Raw genomic sequence first — 19,490 nt, forward strand, 5'->3', positions numbered from 1 at the left:
TCAGGGGGACGTGAACGCCGAGACCAGCGTGCGCACCAGGTAAGGGCCGGCGTCAGCGGCGGTCAGCCGGCCGGCGTCGACGTCCTGGGCGGCGGCGTGCATCAGCGTGAGCGCCACGGTGACCAACCAGGAGCCGGGCAGGTCGGCGCGGAACGCGCCCACCGCCTGGCCGCGCGCCACCAGGTCGCCGACCCGGGCGAGGATGACGTCGTGCGCGTCGCGGATGCGCTCGTGCCCCAGCTCGCGTGACACGGCGCCCAGCACGCCGCGGTGCTGCTCGACGACCTGCCACGACGACGTCGCGAGGCTTGCCAGTGCCTCGACCGGGTCGCCGTCGAGGTCCAGGCCGTCGAACAGGGCGTTCGCGTGGCTGATCGTGCGGGCGAGTACGGCCTCTACGAGGTCGGCCCGGGTCTTGAAGTGGCCGTAGAGCGTGACGCGGCCGACGCCGGCCTCGGCAGCGATGTCCGCGATGCTGACGTCCGGATCGCGCCGCAGGCCGCGAGTGGCCGCGTCCAGGATCGCCTCGACGTTGCGGCGCGCGTCGGCCCGCTGGGCCCGCTGCCCACTGGAGGCGCCTGCGCCAGCCGCCACCCGGCCCTCCCGAACGATCACCGACAACTCGTACACCTGAGTTCAGGTTGATGGTAGCGTTCCAAATAACTCGTACACTCATGTTCAAGTTATCGGAGGTCCTCGTGACCACCAGCCAGCTCTGCGAAGACTGCCATCAGGTGATCACGGCCCCGCGCGCGGACGACCTCGCCGCGCTCGTCGCCGCGCACCTCGCCGACACCCACACCAACGCCGGGACCTCGTGGCCCGGGCGCCTGGACGCGGCGGCGATCGTCGCGGCCCTGACAAGCCCAGAGGGACGAGCCAACCCGTTCGGGCTCTACCGGCGAGCGCTCGCGCTCGGGCCGATCGCGACCGTCGCCGACGGCTGGTACCTCGTCTCCGGCCACGCCGCGGTCGAGCGGGTCCTGCGCGATCCGGGGTTCGGATTTCCCGAGAACGACGAGCCGACCGAGCAGGACGCGCTCGCGGCCCTGGACCGGTCCATCCTGCGGTCCAACCCGCCCGAGCACGGCCGGATGCGGTCCCTGATCGCCTCGGTGTTCACGCCACGGCGGATCGCGGCCCTACGGCCGGCTATCGAGAACGCGGTCGACCAGCTACTGGACGGGCTGGCAGACACGGCCACGGGAACGCCCATCGACTTCATGGCGGAGTTCGCGTTCCAGCTCCCGGTCTCGGTGATCTGCGAGCTGCTCGGCGTCCCGACCCGCGACCGTCACCGGTTCCGGGCGCTGGCCGCGGACCTGACCGCCGCCCTGGAGCTCACGGCCGACCCCGGCGAGCTGGAGCCGGCTGGCGCGGCGGCCGCGGAGCTGTCGCACTACTTCGGGGAGCTGATCGCCGAGAGCCGCGGCGATGGTCTCATCAGCGCGCTTGTCGCCGCCCGCGACGCCGAGGACGGGCGGCTGTCCGACGTCGAGCTGGTCGCCAATCTGGTCGTCCTGCTGGTCGCTGGATTCGAGACGACCACAAACCTGCTCGGCAACGGCCTCACGATCCTGTTCGAGCGGCCCCGGCTCGCGGCACGGCTGCGGTCCGGCGATCTCGCGGTCGAGGGGTTCGTCACCGAGGTCCTGCGCTACGACGCCCCGGTCCAGGCGACCACCCGGCTGGCCCGCGCGGACGGCCTGACCCTGGCCGGGGTGCCGGTCCCGCGAGGTAGCCAGCTGATCCTGCTGATCGGCGCCGCCAACCGGGATCCCGACCGCTATCCCGATCCCGACCGTTTCGACCCCGATCGCGTTGGGAGCGCGCCGCTCAGCTTCGGCGCGGGTGCCCACGTCTGCCTCGGCAACAGCCTGGCCCGGCTTGAGGCGAGCACAGCGTTCCCCCGGCTGCTCAGCCGCTTCCCCGACCTGGCACCCGCCGCGGCGCCCACCCGCCGCGACCGCCTCGTCCTGCGCGGCTACGAGATTCTCCCGACCGTGTTACGTTCCATTTGAACACTGGTCAAATGGAGGGGCGCCATGGAGCTGGGGAAGTACGGGCCGTGGGCCCTGGTCGTCGGTGGCTCGGAGGGCATCGGTGCGAGCTACGCCCGGAAACTGGCTGCGCAGGGATTCAACCTGGTGCTCACGGCCCGAAAGACGGCCCCCTTACAGGCGTTGGCGGACGACCTGATCACGGGCGGAACCCAGGTGCGCGTCCTGTCGGTCGACCTGAGCGAACCGGACGCACTGGAACGGACCCTGACCGCGACCGACGACCTGGAAATCGGCTTGCTGATCTACAACGCCGGCGCCAACAGCGTGCGCGGCGACTTCGTCGACCTGGACCCGGCGGTCTACCGATCGGTCATCGCCGTCAATGTGCTGGGTCAGGCCGAGTTCGCGCATCACTACGGCGCGCTCATGTGCGGGCGGGGGCGTGGCGGAATCATCCTCTCCGGCTCGCACGCGAGCTTCATGGGCGCGCCGACCCTGGCCGCCTACTGCGGTTCCAAGGCGTTCAGCCGGGTCTTCAGCGAGGCGCTGTGGATCGAGTGCGAGAAACACGGCGTCGACGTGCTGCACCTGAGCGTCGGCTTCACCGCGACTCCGGCGATGGCCCGGCTCGGCTATCCCCTCGACACCGCCCAGTCGCCCGACGAGGCCGCGCAGGAGGCTCTGGACAACATCGCCAACGGCCCGCTGTGGATCGCGGGCGGGCAGCCGTCCCTGGACACGGCGACCAGGCGGTCCACGGTGACCGGCCGAGCCGAGGCCATCCGGGCCTTCGCCACCCCGGGCCGGTTCTGACGCCGCAGGCACCGGCGGCCAAGTCGATCACCGGATCAACAGCGGGAGCGTCTCCCAGCCGCGGACGGTCGAGGTCTGCGCCATCTTCGCGTTCTGCCAGTCGACGTCCCAGCGGGGGAACCGGGTGAGCAGCTCCTGCGTCGCGATCCGGCCCTGCAGGCGGGCCAGCGCGGCGCCGAGGCAGTAGTGCGCGCCCAGCCCGAGGGTCAGGTGCTGGCCGACCTCGCGGTGGATGTCGAACGCGTCCGCGTGCGGGTAACGGCGGTCGTCCCGGTTGGCGCTTCCGACGACGAAGAGCAGCGCGGCGCCGGCGGGCACGGTGGTGCCGTGCCACTCGGCGTCCCGGTGCACCGTACGGGCGATGACCATGCTCGGCGGCTCGTACCGCAGGACCTCCTCGACCGCGTTCGGGATCAGGGCGGGATCGTCGACGAGCTCCTGGCGCTGGTCGGGGTGCGCGGCCAGGGCGGAGCCGATCCAGCCGACCAGCCGTCCGGTGGTCTCGTTGCCGGCGCCGGAGAGGATGGTGACGTAGCCGAGCACCTCGTCCCTCGTCAGGGCGCGGCGCACGCCGTTCTCGTCCTCGAACTCGGTGTGCAGCAGTTCCGTCATGAGGTCGTCGCCCGGGTGGTCGCGTCGCCAGTCGATGTAGTCGCCGTAGATGTCGCCGGACAGTAGCGCGGCGTTGTTGACGTCCATGCCACTGCCGTCGTCGATCGAAATCGATTTTCCGACGTGGTCGCGGACGGAGGCCTGGTCGGCCTCCGGGATTCCGAGCAGCATCCCGATGACCCGCATGGGCAGCTCGCCGCCGAGCGCCTCCATCAGGTCGAACTGGTCGCGGCCTCGGTACGGGTCGAGGGCGCGGGCGCAGAACTCCCGCACCTTCGGCTCCAGCGCGCCGATGCGGCGCGGCGTGAACACCTTCACCAGCAGCCGGCGGTGAATGGTGTGGACGGGCGGGTCCTCCATGATCAGGGTGCCCGGCGGGATCTCGAAGCCCGACTTGATGATTTCCAGGACCATGCCGCGCCCGGACCGGTAGTTGTCCCAGTCCGGCAGCCCCTGTTCGCAGTCGGAATAGCGGCTCAGCGCATAGAAGTCGTGTTCCTCGTTGTAGTAGAGCGGCGCCTCCTCCCGTAACCGCCGGTAGGTCGGATACGGATCGGCGGCGAGCCCGGAGTCATAGGGGTCCCACTGGACCGTGGCGACCGTGGTCATGCAGTCCCTCCGAAGCGAACGTGGGTCGACGTACGAGGGCGACGAGCCAGGCGGGCCACCGCCGTCGACGCGGTGAGAATTCCCCGGGCGTGCGGAAACCCGTGGTTCACGCCGACGGGGTGAACAGGACGGGGAGTGAGGTGGGCGAGCGGAACACCTGGCCGTGAATGTGGGGGTCGTCGCCGTCGGGGTCGAGGCGCAGGTCGGGGAGCCGGTCGAGCAGGGTGTTGAGCGCGACGCGCATCTCGAGGCGGGCGAGGTGCATGCCGAGGCAGATGTGCACGCCGTGGCCGTAGGAGATGTGCTGTCGCCCGGAGCGGAAGATGTCGAAGCGGTCGGGTTCGGGATTGCGTTCGGGCTCGCGGTTGGCCGAGCCGAGCATCGGCATGACAGCGGAGCCGGCGGGGATCGCGACTCCGGACAGTTCGGTGTCACGAGTCGCGACCCTGGTGATGGACAGCAGCGGCGGCTCCCAACGCACCGCCTCCTCGATCGCCTGCGGGATCAGGGAGCGGTCTGCGCGGACGGCGTCGAGCTGGTCCGGATGCGACAGCAGGCCGAAGAGCAGGCTGCCGGTCGACCGGTAGGTGGTCTCGACGCCGGCGGGCAGCAGCAGGCGCAGGAACGAGAAGATCTCCTCGTCGGAGAGCCGCTCTCCGTCGATCTCCGCGACCGCGAGGTCACTGATCAGGTCATCGTGGGGGTCGGTGCGCCGGTCGGCGAGGATCGGGGCGAAGTACTGCTTGAGGGCCTCGGCGGCGGCCAGCCCTCGTTCCCGGTTGGTGAGGATGCTCAGCAGGGAGATCGACCAGCGTTGGAAGCGCGGGTAGTCCTCGCGGGGCAGGCCGAGCAGGCTCGCGATGATCTGGGTCGGGTACGGGAAGGTGAACTGCCGGACGAGGTCGGCGCGGCCGTCGCGGGCGAACTGGTCGACGAGCTCGTTCGCGATCCGGTCGACGAGGCCGTGCTCGCGGCGGGCGATCGCCTTCTGGGAGAACGCACCCGCGACCAGACCGCGGTGGCGACGGTGCTCGGGCTCGTCCATCCCGAGCATGACGTGCGGCCCGAGGGCGTCCCCGAAGAAGTCGAGGATGATCGAGGAGGAGAACGTCTCGTTGTCGCGCAGGACGCGGGCGATGTCGTCGTACCGGTACACGAAGAAGATCGGCTTCGCGTCATCGTGAGGCATGTCGGAGAAGTCGAGCCGCTGGACCGGCTCGTCACGCCACATCCGGGCCAGCTCCGGGTAGGGGTCCCGGACGTCGCCCGCGACGGCGTCGTCGAAGCTCCCGAAGTCGTCGAGGTCGTCGAACAGCTTCATCGTCGGTCTCCTCAGGTTCGCAGGGAGCCGGGTCGGGGCAGGCCGATGGCCTTCCCGATGAGGGCTCGGAAGATCCGGTCCGGCAGCAGCGCGCGGCCGGCGAGCAGCAGGCGGGCGTCGCCGCCCACCGGGTGACGGGCGAAGGGAGCTCGGTCGCGCAGCGCCCGCGCCAGTCCCGGCGGGAAGGCCTCCGGGGGGCTGACGGATCGAAGGACGCGCTCGCCGGCCCGCGCGAGCCCGGCGTGCAGTACGGCGTAGGGCCCGGCGGGGTCGGCATAGGTGACGGTCTCGTCCAGCCCGGTGTCGAACGTGCCGGGCACGAGCACGGTCACGCCCAGCCCGAAGGGGGCGATCTCCTGGGCGAGGGCCTCGGCCCACCGTTCGAGTGCGCCCTTCGAGGCGGAGTAGGCGCTGGTCGTCGGCATGCCGCGGACGCCGGCCGCACTGGACACCACGACGATCCGGCCGTGCCCGGCGGCGCGCATGGCGGGCAGCAGCTCCTGGGTGAGATGGACCGGCCCCAGCACGTTGGTGGACAGGATCTGCCGCCAGACGCTGGGCGGCGTCTCCTCGACGCAGCCGGCGACCATGAAGGCCGCGTTGTGCACGACCGCGTCGGGCGAGCCGACCGCCTTCTCGATCGCCCGCGCCGCGTCGGTGATCGACCCAGCGTCGTCGAGGTCGAGGCGCACGGCGGTGAGGCGGGGGTCGTCGGGCGGCGCGCCGGTGGCCTCTCGCAGGCGGGCCAGGCCCGCGTCGGGCGTCCGCATCGCGGCGACCACATGCCAGCCCTGCCGGTACAGGTAGGCGGCCGAGGCCAGCCCGAGCCCGCGGGACGCGCCCGTGATCACGACGCTGCGCGGCTGCCCCTGGTTCGACGGCTCAGCCATCTGCGCCGCCGCAGCGCCCGCCGCTCGCCGGCGTGGACGTGTCGGGACGGCCGGACTGGCCGCTCTCCCAGCCGGACCAGTTGCCGGCGAAATAGGGGCCGGGCTGGCCGGCCTTGGCGTAGAAGCCGTTCGGGTCGTACACCTTGGCCTCCGGGTACGGCCAGGGACAGGCGACGGACGTCGCCGACTTCGTGTCCCGGATGATCGCGAATCCGGCGCCGTACGCGAGATAGGCGACGTTGAGAATGACGAACATGACCAGGAAGGTCCCGAGCGCGGGACGCCGGGCGAAGACGCGCAGCCGCAGGGCGAGTTTCTCCGCCTTCGTACGCCCGGTGTCGTCGCGGTACACCAGTAGACCGGCGGGAATCATCACGAGGGTGACGAGCGAGGACTCCCACAGCAGCGGGAACTGGTAGTACTTGCCCGCCCACAGCGAGCCGAACGGGATCACCTGCGAATAGATGTAGAGCCCGGTACGCACGCAGACGATCTCGAGAACGGCGTCGTACACGAAGCCGATTACGAAGATCATCAAACTCAGTGTGACGAGCGGATGCCGGGAGACGAACGAGGTGAGTGGTCGGCGGGCCTGAAGCCGGCGCAGGATCCAGATCGCCGGAAAGTAGGGCCCGGCGTAGAAGGTCAGATAGCCGATCACGAGGAACGGCTCGACAGTGGGCGCCAGCGAGACCAGCGGCCAGGTCTCCGGCCAGTGCGTGAGCTGCGGGTTGTAGACCGCGTAGGGCGCCCAGTTCATCACCGGGTCCAGCCAGACGATGCCGGTCGCCGCGAGCAGCATCAGGAGGACCGGATGCCGCGGATGACGCCGCCAGTAGACCACCATGACCGCCACGACGACGACCACCGTCAGCGCGAGCTGTGTTTCCTCGAAGACGATCCAGTCCGACTTCCCGAACAGGAACCTGACCGGGCGCGGGGCTCCCACGACCTCCCGGTTGGTGATCCGCCCGGCCACCGCGCCGCGGCGCGCGTTGTAGAGCACGGCCAGCAGCGCCACGTTCAGGGCTGCGAAGATCAGTAACAGCCATAACGGGGGGCGCCGGCGAACGACGCCGGGCGTGGCGGCGGCGGGCGCGATCGTCCTGGTCACCGTCCCACCTCCCCGAAGCGGCCGACGAGCGGCGAGTTCACACTGGCGAGGTCTCCGTTCCTTCTGGCCGGTGCCAGGTCTTCGTCGAGGTAGACATCGATCATCTGGATGAGGCCGGCGGTCACCGAGGGGTCGTCCGTCAGCGGGCCGGCTATCGCGGCGCGGGCCGCTGCCCGGGGCGTCAGTCCCTCGGTGATCAGCTGCCCGGCGGCGATCAGCACCCGGGTGGACGCCACCTCGCGCAGTCCCGGTGTCTCCAGGCGGCGGATCACCTGGCCGAACAGCACCAGCCGGGCGGCCGTCTCGGCGTCGACCCCGGCCTCGTGCGCGACGACCTTCTCCTCGACGTCGGCCGGGGGGAAGCCGAGCTCGATGGCGACCATGCGCTGCCGGGTCGAGTCCTTGAGGTCCTTCAACACGCTCTGGTATCCCGGGTTGTAGGAGACGACGAGGCAGAAGCCGGGGGCTGCGTCGAGGGTCAGTCCGAGGCGGTCGATCGGAAGCTGCCGGCGGTGGTCCCCGAGCGGGTGGAGCACCACCGTCGTGTCCTGCCTGGCTTCGACGACCTCGTCGAGGTAGCAGATGGCGCCGTCACGCACGGCTCTCGTCAGCGGCCCGTCCACCCATTCGGTCTCACCGCCGCGCAGCAGGAACCGCCCGACCAGATCGGCGGTCGTCAGATCGTCATGGCAGGCGACCGTGACCAGCGGCCGGTCCAGGTCGTGCGCCATCGCCTGGACGAATCGGGTCTTCCCACATCCCGTCGGCCCCTTGAGCAGGATCGCCAGCTTCTGCCGAAAGGCCGCTTTGAATACCTGCTCCTCGTCGCCGGCCGGCACGTAGTAGGGCCGCACGCCGCGTCCCATACCGTTCTCCTCTCACCCGCGTTGGTTGCTCGGTGCTGGCAGTGGGCGCTAGGCCGCGCGGCGCCGCCCTTCGGCCGCCCGCAACGCCGAGCGGAACAGCGGTCCGACGACGCGGGGCAGGTGTTCGGGCCGCGAGATCACCGCGTGCGCCGCCGGCCCGAACACCCGCCGCAGGGCCGCGGCGTCGGTGCCCGCGCCGAAGCTCAGCGAGACGGCGCCGATCCCACGCCGGCGAGCCTCGGCGAGTGCCCGCCGGGCGTCCGCCTCGCCGTAGTCGGGTTCGTAGCCGTGGTCGTAGGCGAGGCCGTCGGACAGGACGACGAGCAGGCGCCTGGCCGTACCGCCGTCGTTCTCCAGTACCCGGGCGCCGTGCCGGATCGCCGCGCCGAGCCGGGTGTAGCCACCGGGCGCCAAGCCGCCCAGCCGCCGCGCGACCCGGGTGTCCAGGGCGTCCTCGAACCGCTTCACGGCCTGCAGCTGGACGGCCGACCTCCCCTGGGAACGGAAGGCGTAGAGGGCGACCCGGTCACCAAGGTCGTGCAGCGCGCCGAGGAGGGCCGCGGCCGCCGCACGTTGCTGCTCGTGCACCGAGACCCCGGTCGCACCGGGCGCCGACGCCGAGCTCGAACAGTCGAGAAGCACCAGCGCCGCGAGGTCACGGCGGCGCGGCAGGCTGTCGACGTAGACGGCAGCACCGGGCGCCGAACCGGCTCGCGTCGCGACGATGGTGTCGACCAGCGCGTCGATGTCGAGCTCGTCGCCCGACAGCTGGCGCCGGCGCCGGTCGGGGCCGAGGCCGACGCGGGCAAGCGGCCGGCGCAGCGCGGCACCGTCGAGCGGGACCGCCGGAGCGTCCGGCTCAATCCTCGCCACGGTCTCCCGCACGGTGCACCAGTCCAACCGGTACCGGCGCTGATAGGCGTCCCACTCGGGATACCGCCAGCCCTGACCGCGCACGTCGTCCGGGCCGCCCGCCGGCATCGCCAGGCGGCCGGCGAACACAGCCGGACGACCGACCCTCGCGCCGCCGCGTCCGCGATGCGTCGGCGCGTCCGCGCCCGCCGGCCCAGCCCCCGGCGCCCGCGCCGGGCCGAACATCCGCGCCAGCAGTCGCCCCAGCGGACCGCCGCCGCCGACGGGGCTCGCCAGCAGTTGCAGGACAGGCCCGACCTCGTCGGCGTCCTCCGTGAGCTCGGCCAGCTCCGGCTTCCGGCCCGGTCGCGCGGCGAGGTCACGCGTCGGGGCCGCGTCCGGCATCCCCGCGGCGACGACTCTGCGCGGGTGGATCGCCCCGAAGAGCTCGGGTAGGGCGTCGATCGGCTGCCGGCCGCGGGCCGCGGCCAGGGACGCCGCCGGAGAACCGCTACGAGCGGCGACCTCCTGGTCGACGAGGCCGCGCGCGGCTGGCGGAAGAACGTCCGCGTTCGCCGCCAGGGCCCGATGGCCCTCGACCGCGAGGTAACGGTCCGCCAGCTTTGGGTGCCGGTTGAGCTCACGCAGCACGTCGGGCGCCAGGCTGCCGGCCGCGAGCAGGGAAGCCTGCACCGCCAGTGCCAGCACCGCGCCACGCGGACCGGCGTCGGCGTCAAGGAAGACCGTCGCGCCATCCGTCCAGGCCCGCTCCCCGCGGCCGGCCGGTGCCACTCGCAGCGAGCGGCCGCCCAGGGCCGAGGCCAGCAGGCTCAGGTGCTCCAGATCCACCCCGTCACGTCCCGAAGGCTGGGCAGGGGCACGTCAGCCCGACGGGTAATCGCGGGCGGCACTGCCCGCGAGCGGCGCCGATCGTGCGCACGACGACGAGCGACATCGCGCCTCCATCCCAGCCCCCACGAGCACGAACAAAATGTTGTCCCGAAAGGTAGGTGTCGGCCATGGTGCCGTCAACCGTTCGCTGACCCGGTTTGCGACCCCCCAGGACACGCCTTGACCAAACAGTTGTCCCGAACCTAAAGTCCAGACGTCGTGCCCAGCCAGAGCAGGTCCCGACAGCTACCTCCAGGACGGGGGCGGGCAACCCGCGCTTCGAGCGCGACCGGGTCAGTACCGTCGTGGCCAGGAACGGGCAACCGTCGTGACCAGGAGCGGGCAGAGGAGCGGAAGCGGTGGCGATCGACGGGGCGCGCAGGGCGGAGATCCTCGACGCGGCCGCGGCGCTGTTCGCCTCCACCGGCGTGCGCACACCGCTGCGGGACATCGCGGACGCCTGCGGCATCCTGCCCGGCAGCCTCTACCACCACTTCGACTCGAAAGACGCGATCATCGTCGAGCTGGTCAGGCGCTACCAGAACGACCTTGACGACGTCGCCAGCGCGGCCCTCGAAGCGCTCCAGCAGCCGAACGACCGACTGCCGGCCGAGATCATCATCGGGCTCGGCGAGGCGATAGCCGCCTGCGCGGTACGACACCGCGCCGCGTTGCTCCTCACCTTCTACGAGCCACCCGCCGGGTCCAGCGAGGAACTGGTCCAGCGCGCGGCCCGGGCACCCGTCATGATCCAGGCGGCCATGCTGGAGGCCTTGCGGGCCGGCCGGGCGAGCGGCTACCTGCGCCCAGGCCTCGATCTCGCGTTGCTCGCCGACCGGCTCTGCCAGAGCATGCTGCACGTCGGCATCGGGGTCTCCCACCGCCTGCCCGGCGGCCACCGCATCGCGGCCATCAAGTGCCGCATCCTGCTCGACGGCCTCGCGGTCGACGCCCCGCCTGACCAGAAGCTGGACCAGGCACCGGCCTTTCTCGCGGCCAACAAGCTGATCACCAGCTGGGACGCGGACCCCGGCGCCGACGAGAACGACCGCGAGGCGGTCGTCCGGGCGATCGCCAGGGTCGAGTTCGGCCGCCGTGGGTACGAGGCCACCACCATCCGGGACATCGCCGCCGCCGCGGGCCTCGGCACCGGCAGCGTCTCGCGCGCCATCGGCTCGAAGGAACGCCTCCTCACGTCGATCATGGCCTCGTACGTCGCCCAGGTCACGGCCGGCTGGCGGGCAGTCCTGCGCGCTCCTTCGTCCGCGGTCGAGCGGCTCGACGCCCTCATGTGGTTCGACATCAACCTGATGACCCGGTTCAGCGAGGAGTTCAAGATCCAGTTCGCTGGGCTCCGCGAGGCCCCGCCGGACAGCCCCGACCTCACCTGGACGTTCCCCACCCAGCTGCGGCAGGTGAAATCGCTGCTGGCGGGCGGCATTGAGGCCGGCGATTTCCATCTCGACGGCGCCTCGCTGGACCTGCGCGCGCGGTGCCTGTTCAGCGTGATCTGGATGCCGCAGAACATCGTGCACAGCGCCGGGACACAGGCCGCGCGCGCGCTCTCGCGAGACACCGTTCTGCGCGGCGCGGTGGATCGCACGACCGAGCACCGCGAGGCGGACGGAAGGCGCGTCGATCGGGGCCGAGGCGCCGTGGGGGCAGCGGGCTTCCTCGTTCCGTAAGGCGCCGCGGGGCCGCGGCCGGCCGGCGGCGATCTAGCGTGACTCGACGTGAACCCGTTCACCAGGCCGTTGCCGCCACCACCTGAAACCCTGCGGCGCGGCCCGCTGCGGGCGGGCCGTTTCCCGAGCCGACTGCATGATCCGAGGGTCGCCTCGTTGCTGGGCATCTGGTTGGGGATCGCCTTCACGACCTGTTTCGTCACCGGTCTCGTCTCGCACTTCATGCAGCACCCGGCGCCGTGGCTGCAATGGCCGTCCCGGCCCGTCAGCCTTTACCGCGTCACGCAGGGGCTGCACGTGGCGACGGGCCTCGCGACGGTGCCGTTGCTGCTGGCAAAGCTGTGGACGGTCGCGCCGTTGTTCTGGAAGTGGCCGCCGCTGCGCAGTGTGGCCGGCGCCCTGGAACGCCTGTCCATCGTTCCGTTGATCGGTGGAGCGCTCTTCCAGCTCTCGACCGGAATCGCGAACATCGCGCAGTGGTACCCGTTCCGGTTCTTCTTCACGGTTGCCCACTACTGGGGCGCGTGGGTGACGATGGGGGCGCTGCTCATCCACGTCGGGGCGAAGATCGTGACCGTCCGGGCGAACGTCGGACCGGGCCGGGAGGCTCGGGCGGCGGAAGCGCTCCGCGCCGGGACGACCGACCGGATCAGCACTCCCGAACCGCCCGGGGGCGGCCTGTCGCGTCGCGGGTTGCTGACGGCGGTGGCCGCCGCCTCCGGGCTCATCACGGTGGTGACGGTCGGTCAGTCGGTTCCCGGGCTGTCCGACGTGGCGCTGCTCGCCCCGCGCAAGCCAGATCTCGGCCCGCAACGCCTGCCGGTGAACAAGACGGCGGCCGGCGCCCGGGTACTGACCGCGGCCCGCGACCCGGCCTACACGCTGGAGGTCGTCGGGCCCCGCCCGTTCACGCTGAGCCTGGCCGCCCTGATGGCGATGCCGCACGTGACCTCCCACCTGCCCATCACCTGCGTCGAGGGCTGGTCGGCCGACGGCACCTGGACGGGAGTGCGGCTGCGGGATCTGCTGGACCAGGCGGAGGTCCCGCACGGACGCAGCGTTCAGGTGGAGTCGCTGGAGTCCTCCGGGCCGTACCGGCTCAGCGAGGTGAACCCGTCGCACGCCCGCGATCCCCTCACGCTGATCGCGACAGGTCTTCACGGCGAGCGACTCGCGCTCGACCACGGCTATCCGGCCCGGCTGATCGCGCCCAACCGACCCGGCGTCCTACAGACCAAATGGATACACCGCATCGTGATGCTGCCGTGACCGCGCCGGACCCGCCGACTGACCAGCCGAGCCCCACCGCCGTCGCCGGGCGCGGCTCACCCGGCTGGACGGTCCGGATCGTGCGGGCGGCGTTCGTCCTGATCGGCCTGGCCGGACTGCTCTATGGCGTGCACGGCGCACTCGGCGCGCCTCGGCTGACCAACCCGCTCTACTCGCTGAAATGGGCGATCGTCGCGATCGTGCTCCACGACGCCGTCCTGATCCCGGTCATCGCGGTCATCGGCTGGCTGCTGGCGCGGCTGATTCCCGCGCCCTACCGGGCCGTCGTGCAGGTCGCCCTGTTCGTCAGCGGCAGCGTGGCCCTGATGTCCCTCCCCCTGTGGCGCGGGTACACGAGCAATCCTGGCAATGTCACCGTCGACCCGCTGCCGTACGTGCGGAACCTGTTGATCGTGCTCGGGGTGGTCTGGTTCGGCGCCGCCACCGCCATGGTCGTCCTGCGGCGCCGGAGGTTCTTACAGGGCGGTGAACGCTCGCCGCGCCCGGTCCGGGACCGCCTAGCCTGGGCCCATGGCCCGGGTGCTGATTGTCGACGACGATCCGACCGTCGCCGACGTCCTGAGCCGCTACCTGCAACGGGCCGGGTACGACGTCGACCTTGCCGTCGACGGCCCCGGCGCCCTCGCGGCCGCGGCCACGACCCCGCCTGACCTGGTGGTCCTCGACCTGATGCTGCCCGGCATCAACGGTCTCGAGGTGTGCCGGCGACTCCGGGAGACCGGGCCCGTGCCCGTCGTGATGCTGACCGCGCTGGGTGCCGAGCACGACCGCATCGTCGGCCTCGAGTACGGCGCGGACGACTACGTGACCAAGCCGTTCTCCCCCAGGGAGCTCACGCTGCGGGTCCAGTCGGTGTTGCGCCGGGCGGCCGGCCCACTCACGCCGGTGGCCGGTGGCGTGATCGACGTCGGCCCGTTCGTCGTCGATCTGCCTGCCCGCGAGGTGCGGGGTGCGCAGGGCGCGATCGCGCTGACCGTCCGAGAGTTCGACCTGCTGGCCTACCTCGTCCGCCACCCGCGCCGGGCGTTCTCGCGGCCCGAGTTGATGGAGACGGTCTGGGGCTGGTCCTACGGTGACCAGTCGACGGTCACGGTCCACATCCGCCGGCTCCGGGAGAAGCTCGAGGCCGACCCCTCGTCGCCGTCGATCCTGGTGACCGTCTGGGGCGTCGGCTACCGCTACGAGCCGCCCGGCCCGGCAGCGGCGTAGATAAACCACTCGAACTGGTTTAAGCCTTACCGTTCTGGTTATGCGCCTTCGCCCGCGGGGCCGCGTGAAATTCCTGGCTGGCGCCAAGAAGTTTTCTCCAGTTTGTGGCCGAGCGACCAATCCCGCGGGATGCGGGCTCCGAATCTCTCTCGTCGCCTCACAAATGGGAGAGATCAATGCGCACCCGATTCCTGGCCACCTCCGCGGTCCTCGCCGGTTCCCTCACCGTCGGGCTCGCGGCCTGCGGTGGCAGCAGCGACGGCCCCGCCGCGTCCGCCGCCACGGCCGCTTCCTCCAGTCCCACCCCGGCGGCGACGATCGCCAGCGTCACCGGGGTGGATACCGCGGTCGCGGTCGAGCCGGCGACGCTGGCAGCCCTCAAGAGCCTCGGGGTGGCGGTGGCACCGTCCGGCACCGGCACACTGACCTCCCAGTACGGACCGACCCTGGTATTTCCCATCACCGGCGGGAATGTGACCATCTATCCCAAGGGCCAGGTGACACCCTATGTCCAGGGGATCATCCACCACGACGGCAGCGGTCTGACCTTCACCGGAAATGGCAAGACCCTCACGGTCGACAATTTCGACGTGAACCCGGGGACCTCGCTGCTGACCGCTGAGGTCGTGCAGATGAACAACGCTCGCGTCCCGTTGTTCAACCTGGACGGCACGGATCTGGCCATCACGAAGGACGCGCAGGGTCACGCGAAGCTCGACGGGACGAAGGTCGAGCTGACCAGCACGGCAGCCGGCGCGCTGAACACGACGTTCGGCGTCACCGCGTTCAAGGCCGGGATGCTCATCGGCATCGCGCACATCACCGCGAGCTGACCGCCCGCCCGACACCACCTCGCGCAGCGGGGGCGGGCCCGGCGAACCGGCGCCTCGCCCCCGCCGCGGAGGTCCATCACGCGGCCCCCGACGAAGGCCGCCGTGCGGACTCGCAGGGAGCAGCCGCATGCACGTGACAACCGCCTGCGCGGGCAGCGCGGCCGCCCTGCTGCTCGCCGCGGTCGCGGCCGTCCTGGCAGCCCGGTACATCCGCCGCCTGCGCGCCGAGCTGCACCTCGTCCACGACGGGGCGCTGGCCGTCGGCCAGCCGGCCTACCGACGCCTGCGGCCCCGGACGAGCGCCGAACTGGCCCGGCTCGCCGAGGCACTCGACACCGCGCATCTGCGGCTCCTCGACGTCCTCGCGCGGAAGGCGGAGGCGGATCGACAGCACCGGCGTGAGGTCACGCGCGCGGGGCACGACCTGCGCGGCCCGCTGGACAGCGTCCGCGCGGCGGTCCTCGCCGTGGCTGGCGGCGCCGAGGCGCGAACACCGGCGTCCTGCGACTACGAACGCGTGGCCGCCACCGCCGCCGACCTAGCCGGCCTGGTCGACGCCCTGCTCGAGGCCACCTGTCGATCCCTGGATCCGCCCGCGGGTCAGGCACGCAGCGGGTCGTGGGCGAACGCGGTCATCCCTGCCTCGAAGGTCACCGCCGCCCGGTAGCCGAGGAGCTCCCGGGCCCGGTCGGAGGAGGCGACGATGTGGCGGACGTCGCCGACGCGGTACTGACCGGTGACGACAGGCCGTGGCCCACCGAAGGCACTGGCCAGCGCGCCCGCCATCGCACCGACGGTGTGGGCCTGCCCCGAGCCGACGTTGACCGGGACGAACCGGCCACCCTCGCAGCTGTGCGCCAGTGCCGCCAGGTTGGCGCTGGCGACGTCCCGGACGTGGACGAAGTCACGCAGCTGGCCACCGTCCTCGAAGACCCGGGGCGCCTCCCCGCGCTCCAGCGCGCTGCGAAACAGCGACGCGACGCCGGCGTAGGGAGTGTTCCGCGGCATCCGCGGGCCGTAGACGTTGTGGTAGCGCAACGCGACGGCGGTACCGCCGGAGGCTGCCGCCCAGGCGGCGGCGAGATGTTCCTGAGCGACCTTGGTGGCCGCGTAGACGTTCCTCGGGTCGAGCGGCGCGTCCTCGGTGACGGGAGTCGACCGCAGCGGCGCGCCGCACCGCGGGCACGGCGGTTCGAACCGCCCGCTGTCCAGGTCCGCCGGCCGGCGGGCACCCGGGCGTACCGGCCCGTCGGTCGCGCACCGGAAACCGCCCTCGCCGTAGACGACCATCGAGCTGGCCAGGACGAGCCGGCCGACCCCCCGGCGGGCCATCGCCGCGAGCAGGACCGCGGTGCCCAGGTCGTTGTGGGTGGCGTAGACGGGCAGGTCGTCCAGATCGACGCCGAGGCCGACCATCGCCGCCTGGTGGCAGACGGCGTCCACCCCGTCGAGCGCCGCCTCGACCGCGACCCGGTCGGTCACGTCCCCCGTGCGGAACTCAGCCGCGTGGTTGACCTCGGGTTTGACGCGGTGCACGGCCGGCAGCAGGGCGTCGAGCACCCGCACCGTGTGACCCGCGTCGACCAGGGCGTCGACGATATGGGAACCGATGAAGCCGGCGCCGCCGGTGACGAGAACCCGCATGTCCGCGACGCTAATGGCAGACCGGCGCCATGGATCTTACGAGTCGCGGAACCCCGTTCGGGGCGACGGCCTGAGGTGGCCCGGCTTCAGGCGGCCGGCAGGGCGACGACGAAGCGGCAGCCACCGTGCTGGTTGTGGACGGTGACGTCGCCGCCGTGGGCCTCGACGATGCCGCGGACGATCGCCAGCCCGATGCCGGACCGCACCCGGGGCTGGTGCGGATGATCGCCACCGTCGCCCGGCGTGCGCGCGCTCTCCCCGCGGAACCCGAGGTCGAACAGCCGGGGCAGGTCCTCGGCGGGGATGCCGCCGCACCGGTCCGCGACCGCGACGATCGCCCGGCCCTCGTCGAGCGCGCCCTGTCCTTCGCCGCGCTGTCCCTCGCCGCGCTGTCCCTCGCCGCCTGGCGCGTCGCGCTCCCAGCCGACCCTGACCTCGACCGTGCCGTCGTCGGGGGTGTGGCGGATGGCGTTGACCAGCAGGTTGATCAGCACCCGGCTGACCTGGGTGGCGTCCGCGTCGACGTAGACGGCGTCGTCCGTGTCGCCGGTGACGGTGACCCGCTTGGCGCGGGCGATCGGATCGACGGTCGCGACGGCGTCGGACACGATGTCGGCGAGGCAGACCTTCTCCACCGCCAGCTCGAGCGCTCCGGCCTGGAGCCGGGCGAGCTCGAACAGGTCGTCGACCATGCCGGTCAGCCGCTCGGCGTCGGCGAGCATCTGCCGGTGATAGCGCTCGGTCGTCGCGGCGTCCGTCACGAGCCCGTCCGCCATCGCCTCCGCGGTGGCCCTGATGCCGGCCAGCGGGGTGCGCAGGTCGTGGCTGATCCAGGCCACCAGCTCGCGTCGGCTGGCCTCCAAGGCGCGCTCGCGTCCGCGCGACTCCACCAGGCGCTGGTGGGTCGCGTCGAGCGTTTCCGCGAGGGCGGTCAGCTCGGCGGTCGGGAGCCGCCCGGCCTGCCGGTAGACCGGCTCACCCAGCGTGTCCGCCGACCGGGTCAGCAGGCTGGTGGCCGTGACCAGCGGCCGGCCGAGGCCCGCCGCCACGCCGGCGGCGACGACCGCGGAGACGGCGACGACGATCAGGACGACGCGCAGGTCGTGGTGTGAGAGGAACATGGCGCGCGCGGTCCCGACGACGCCGACCGCGACCGCGACGATCGGAACGACGCACAGCACACCCGCGGTGGCCCACAGCGGGCGGGCGCGCAGGACGCGAAGCAGGGGAACGCCGGTCAGCGCGACGGCCGCCGAGCAGGCCAGGGCGATCCCCACGACCTGCAGATCGGCGCTCATACCCGCGACGATAGGCCGCCGCAGCCCGACGCGGCCCACGCCCGGGCGAGCCGTCAGGGATTCGTAAGAAAGCCCGGGGCAGCCGGGCAGCGCTGGTCGGAGTTCCTTATTCGGTAAGGGTCGATGTTGGCGGACCGTCACTAGAGTCGTGATCATGCTCACGCAAAGTCACGAGACGGCGGTGTCAGTCGACGTCGTGCTGCCCTGTCTGAACGAGGCCGAGGCACTCCCCTGGGTCCTCGGCCGGATTCCATCCGGCTATCGAGCCATCGTCGCCGACAACGGGTCCAGCGACGGCTCAGCGGAGCTGGCCCGCCAGCGGGGCGCGGTGGTCGTCGACGCGCCACGGCGTGGCTACGGGGCGGCCGTACAGGCCGGCCTGCTCGCGGCCGACGCCGACGTGGTCTGTGTGTGCGACGCCGACGCCTCGCTCGATCCCGGGCAGCTTCCCGAGCTCGTCGCCGAGCTGACCGGCGGACGCGCGGACCTCGCCCTGGGGCGGCGCCGACCCACCTCCGCGCGGGCCTGGCCGCCGCATGCCCGGCTCGGCAACGCGGTGGTCGCCCAGCGGCTGCGCCGGCGCGGCGTCCCGGTCCACGACCTCGGGCCGATGCGGGCCGCCCGCCGCACCCAGCTGCTGGGCCTGCCCGTGGCGGACCGCCGTTTCGGCTACCCGCTGGAGCTCCTGCTGCGCGCCGCGCAGGCGGGCTGGCGCATCACCGAGACCGACGTCGCCTACCACCCCCGAGTCGGCCGCTCGAAGGTGACCGGGACGCCACTCGGCACGGCCCGCACCGTGCGGGACATGACGGCCGCGCTGGCGAGCCTGCGATGACCACTCGACGTCCGGCAGCGGCCACGCCGGCGATCACCCTGCTGGTGGTGGCGAAGGAACCGGTCCCCGGTCGGGTGAAGACCCGGCTGACACCCCCGTTCACCTCGGCGCAGGCCGCGGCCGTGGCCGAGTCGGCCATCGCGGACACGTTGACGGCGGTCCGCGGCCTGGCCCGCGTTCCCGGCCTCGGGCCGGTCAGGCCGGTCCTCGTTCTCGACGGCGCCGTCGGCGCCTGGCTGCGCGTCCCGATCGAGGTGATCCCCCAGGGCGAGGGACCGTTCGACGCCCGGCTCGCCGCCGCGTTCGACGCCGTCACCGGACCGACGCTCCTGATCGGCATGGACACCCCGCAGGTCACCGCGACGCTGCTCGCCGACGCCTGCCGGACGCTGGCCCACGTCGACGCGGTGCTCGGGCCGGCCGCTGACGGCGGCTGGTGGGCGCTCGGCCTGCGTCGCCCCGACGGCCGACTGCTGCGCGGGGTCGCGACCTCCCGGCCTGACACCGGAGCCCGCCAGCGGGAACGGCTGGACCACGCCGGCCTGCGGGTCGCGACGCTGCCCGTCCTGCGCGACGTCGACACCGTCGCCGACGCCGACGCGGTCGCCCAGCTCGTCCCGCACGGCCGGTTCGCCGCCACCGTGCGCGACGCCCACCGGACCGCGGACCCGTTGGCGGGCGCGGGGCGGCCGCGGGGGGGGCGGTGGCCGCCGGCGCCCCCCCCC

At 72.2% G+C, this 19,490-nt stretch carries 19 protein-coding genes; 10 read left to right on the plus strand and 9 right to left on the minus strand.

Annotation, left to right across the window (positions count from 1 at the left end; all coding sequences use genetic code 11):
* Positions 1-615 (minus strand): TetR/AcrR family transcriptional regulator, encoded by a 615-nt coding sequence (locus tag I6A60_RS01135; RefSeq protein WP_203016495.1) that lies wholly within the window; start codon positions 613-615, stop codon positions 1-3.
* Positions 616-830: 215 nt separating this feature from the next.
* Between I6A60_RS01135 and I6A60_RS01140 the strand changes: the two genes are divergently transcribed.
* Positions 831-2,021: a cytochrome P450 gene (locus I6A60_RS01140; protein WP_374113379.1), complete on the plus strand. Its 1,191-nt coding sequence runs from the start codon at positions 831-833 to the stop codon at positions 2,019-2,021.
* A 24-nt stretch (positions 2,022-2,045) separates the two neighbouring features.
* Positions 2,046-2,816 (plus strand): SDR family oxidoreductase, encoded by a 771-nt coding sequence (locus I6A60_RS01145; protein WP_203016461.1) that lies wholly within the window; start codon positions 2,046-2,048, stop codon positions 2,814-2,816.
* 27 nt (positions 2,817-2,843) lie between these two features.
* Here I6A60_RS01145 and I6A60_RS01150 read toward each other — a convergent pair whose 3' ends face one another.
* The 6 genes from I6A60_RS01150 to I6A60_RS01175 form a co-directional block, all read right to left on the minus strand.
* Positions 2,844-4,037, minus strand: a complete 1,194-nt coding sequence (locus I6A60_RS01150) for a cytochrome P450 (RefSeq protein WP_203016463.1) — start codon at positions 4,035-4,037, stop codon at positions 2,844-2,846.
* A 106-nt stretch (positions 4,038-4,143) separates the two neighbouring features.
* Positions 4,144-5,358, minus strand: a complete 1,215-nt coding sequence (locus I6A60_RS01155; protein ID WP_203016465.1) for a cytochrome P450 — start codon at positions 5,356-5,358, stop codon at positions 4,144-4,146.
* A gap of 11 nt (positions 5,359-5,369) precedes the next feature.
* Positions 5,370-6,248 (minus strand): SDR family oxidoreductase, encoded by an 879-nt coding sequence (locus I6A60_RS01160; RefSeq protein WP_203016467.1) that lies wholly within the window; start codon positions 6,246-6,248, stop codon positions 5,370-5,372.
* Positions 6,241-7,362, minus strand: a complete 1,122-nt coding sequence (locus tag I6A60_RS01165; protein ID WP_203016469.1) for a spirocyclase AveC family protein — start codon at positions 7,360-7,362, stop codon at positions 6,241-6,243. Before I6A60_RS01165 ends, I6A60_RS01160 begins: the two co-directional genes overlap by 8 nt.
* A complete protein-coding gene (locus I6A60_RS01170; RefSeq protein ID WP_203042345.1) occupies positions 7,359-8,228 on the minus strand; it encodes a CbbQ/NirQ/NorQ/GpvN family protein in 870 nt (289 codons plus the stop codon). Before I6A60_RS01170 ends, I6A60_RS01165 begins: the two co-directional genes overlap by 4 nt.
* 48 nt (positions 8,229-8,276) lie before the next feature.
* Entirely contained in the window at positions 8,277-9,929 is a 1,653-nt protein-coding gene (locus I6A60_RS01175) for a nitric oxide reductase activation protein NorD (RefSeq protein WP_203022027.1), read from the minus strand.
* Positions 9,930-10,330: 401 nt separating this feature from the next.
* Between I6A60_RS01175 and I6A60_RS43255 the strand changes: the two genes are divergently transcribed.
* The 6 genes from I6A60_RS43255 (at position 10,331) to I6A60_RS01200 (ending at position 15,655) form a co-directional block, all read left to right on the plus strand.
* Complete coding sequence (locus I6A60_RS43255; protein WP_307838645.1) at positions 10,331-11,656, plus strand: TetR/AcrR family transcriptional regulator; 1,326 nt, start codon at positions 10,331-10,333, stop codon at positions 11,654-11,656.
* 48 nt (positions 11,657-11,704) lie between these two features.
* A complete protein-coding gene (locus tag I6A60_RS01185) occupies positions 11,705-12,925 on the plus strand; it encodes a molybdopterin-dependent oxidoreductase (protein WP_203022028.1) in 1,221 nt (406 codons plus the stop codon).
* The gene (locus tag I6A60_RS43260) at positions 12,922-13,596 is read left to right on the plus strand and encodes a hypothetical protein (RefSeq protein WP_307838646.1); all 675 of its coding nucleotides are present in this window, start codon (positions 12,922-12,924) and stop codon (positions 13,594-13,596) included. The genes I6A60_RS01185 and I6A60_RS43260 overlap by 4 nt, the downstream gene beginning before the upstream one ends.
* A complete protein-coding gene (locus I6A60_RS01190) occupies positions 13,517-14,155 on the plus strand; it encodes a response regulator transcription factor (RefSeq protein ID WP_307838654.1) in 639 nt (212 codons plus the stop codon). Before I6A60_RS43260 ends, I6A60_RS01190 begins: the two co-directional genes overlap by 80 nt.
* Before the next feature lie 176 nt (positions 14,156-14,331).
* Positions 14,332-14,988, plus strand: a complete 657-nt coding sequence (locus I6A60_RS01195) for a hypothetical protein (protein WP_203022030.1) — start codon at positions 14,332-14,334, stop codon at positions 14,986-14,988.
* A gap of 127 nt (positions 14,989-15,115) precedes the next feature.
* The gene (locus I6A60_RS01200) at positions 15,116-15,655 is read left to right on the plus strand and encodes a hypothetical protein (RefSeq protein WP_203022031.1); all 540 of its coding nucleotides are present in this window, start codon (positions 15,116-15,118) and stop codon (positions 15,653-15,655) included.
* On the opposite strand, the gene I6A60_RS01205 is transcribed toward I6A60_RS01200, so the two are convergent.
* Both I6A60_RS01205 and I6A60_RS01210 read right to left on the minus strand, forming a co-directional pair.
* Positions 15,589-16,632, minus strand: coding sequence for an SDR family NAD(P)-dependent oxidoreductase (locus I6A60_RS01205; RefSeq protein ID WP_203022032.1), 1,044 nt, complete (start codon positions 16,630-16,632; stop codon positions 15,589-15,591). The two genes, I6A60_RS01200 and I6A60_RS01205, sit on opposite strands and share 67 nt — an antisense overlap.
* An 86-nt stretch (positions 16,633-16,718) precedes the next feature.
* Positions 16,719-17,930, minus strand: coding sequence for a cell wall metabolism sensor histidine kinase WalK (locus I6A60_RS01210; RefSeq protein ID WP_203022033.1), 1,212 nt, complete (start codon positions 17,928-17,930; stop codon positions 16,719-16,721).
* A gap of 154 nt (positions 17,931-18,084) precedes the next feature.
* Between I6A60_RS01210 and I6A60_RS01215 the strand changes: the two genes are divergently transcribed.
* Positions 18,085-18,765, plus strand: a complete 681-nt coding sequence (locus I6A60_RS01215) for a glycosyltransferase family 2 protein (RefSeq protein WP_203022034.1) — start codon at positions 18,085-18,087, stop codon at positions 18,763-18,765.
* Positions 18,762-19,490, plus strand: a 729-nt coding sequence (locus tag I6A60_RS01220) for a DUF2064 domain-containing protein (protein ID WP_203055535.1), incomplete at its 3' end; no start/stop codon positions are given. The genes I6A60_RS01215 and I6A60_RS01220, both read left to right, overlap by 4 nt.

It is taken from the genome of Frankia sp. AgB1.9 (assembly GCF_016786355.1).
Classification (GTDB): domain Bacteria; phylum Actinomycetota; class Actinomycetes; order Frankiales; family Frankiaceae; genus Pseudofrankia.

Coding starts and splice junctions, on each gene's coding strand:
- I6A60_RS01150 (WP_203016463.1), bottom strand. CDS start 4,037: ATGACCACGGTCGCCACGGTCCAGTGGGACCCCTATGACTCCGGGCTC.
- I6A60_RS01195 (WP_203022030.1), top strand. CDS start 14,332: ATGCGCACCCGATTCCTGGCCACCTCCGCGGTCCTCGCCGGTTCCCTC.
- I6A60_RS01155 (WP_203016465.1), bottom strand. CDS start 5,358: ATGAAGCTGTTCGACGACCTCGACGACTTCGGGAGCTTCGACGACGCC.
- I6A60_RS01170 (WP_203042345.1), bottom strand. CDS start 8,228: ATGGGACGCGGCGTGCGGCCCTACTACGTGCCGGCCGGCGACGAGGAG.
- I6A60_RS01215 (WP_203022034.1), top strand. CDS start 18,085: ATGCTCACGCAAAGTCACGAGACGGCGGTGTCAGTCGACGTCGTGCTG.
- I6A60_RS01210 (WP_203022033.1), bottom strand. CDS start 17,930: ATGAGCGCCGATCTGCAGGTCGTGGGGATCGCCCTGGCCTGCTCGGCG.
- I6A60_RS01205 (WP_203022032.1), bottom strand. CDS start 16,632: ATGCGGGTTCTCGTCACCGGCGGCGCCGGCTTCATCGGTTCCCATATC.
- I6A60_RS01200 (WP_203022031.1), top strand. CDS start 15,116: ATGCACGTGACAACCGCCTGCGCGGGCAGCGCGGCCGCCCTGCTGCTC.
- I6A60_RS01160 (WP_203016467.1), bottom strand. CDS start 6,248: ATGGCTGAGCCGTCGAACCAGGGGCAGCCGCGCAGCGTCGTGATCACG.
- I6A60_RS01145 (WP_203016461.1), top strand. CDS start 2,046: ATGGAGCTGGGGAAGTACGGGCCGTGGGCCCTGGTCGTCGGTGGCTCG.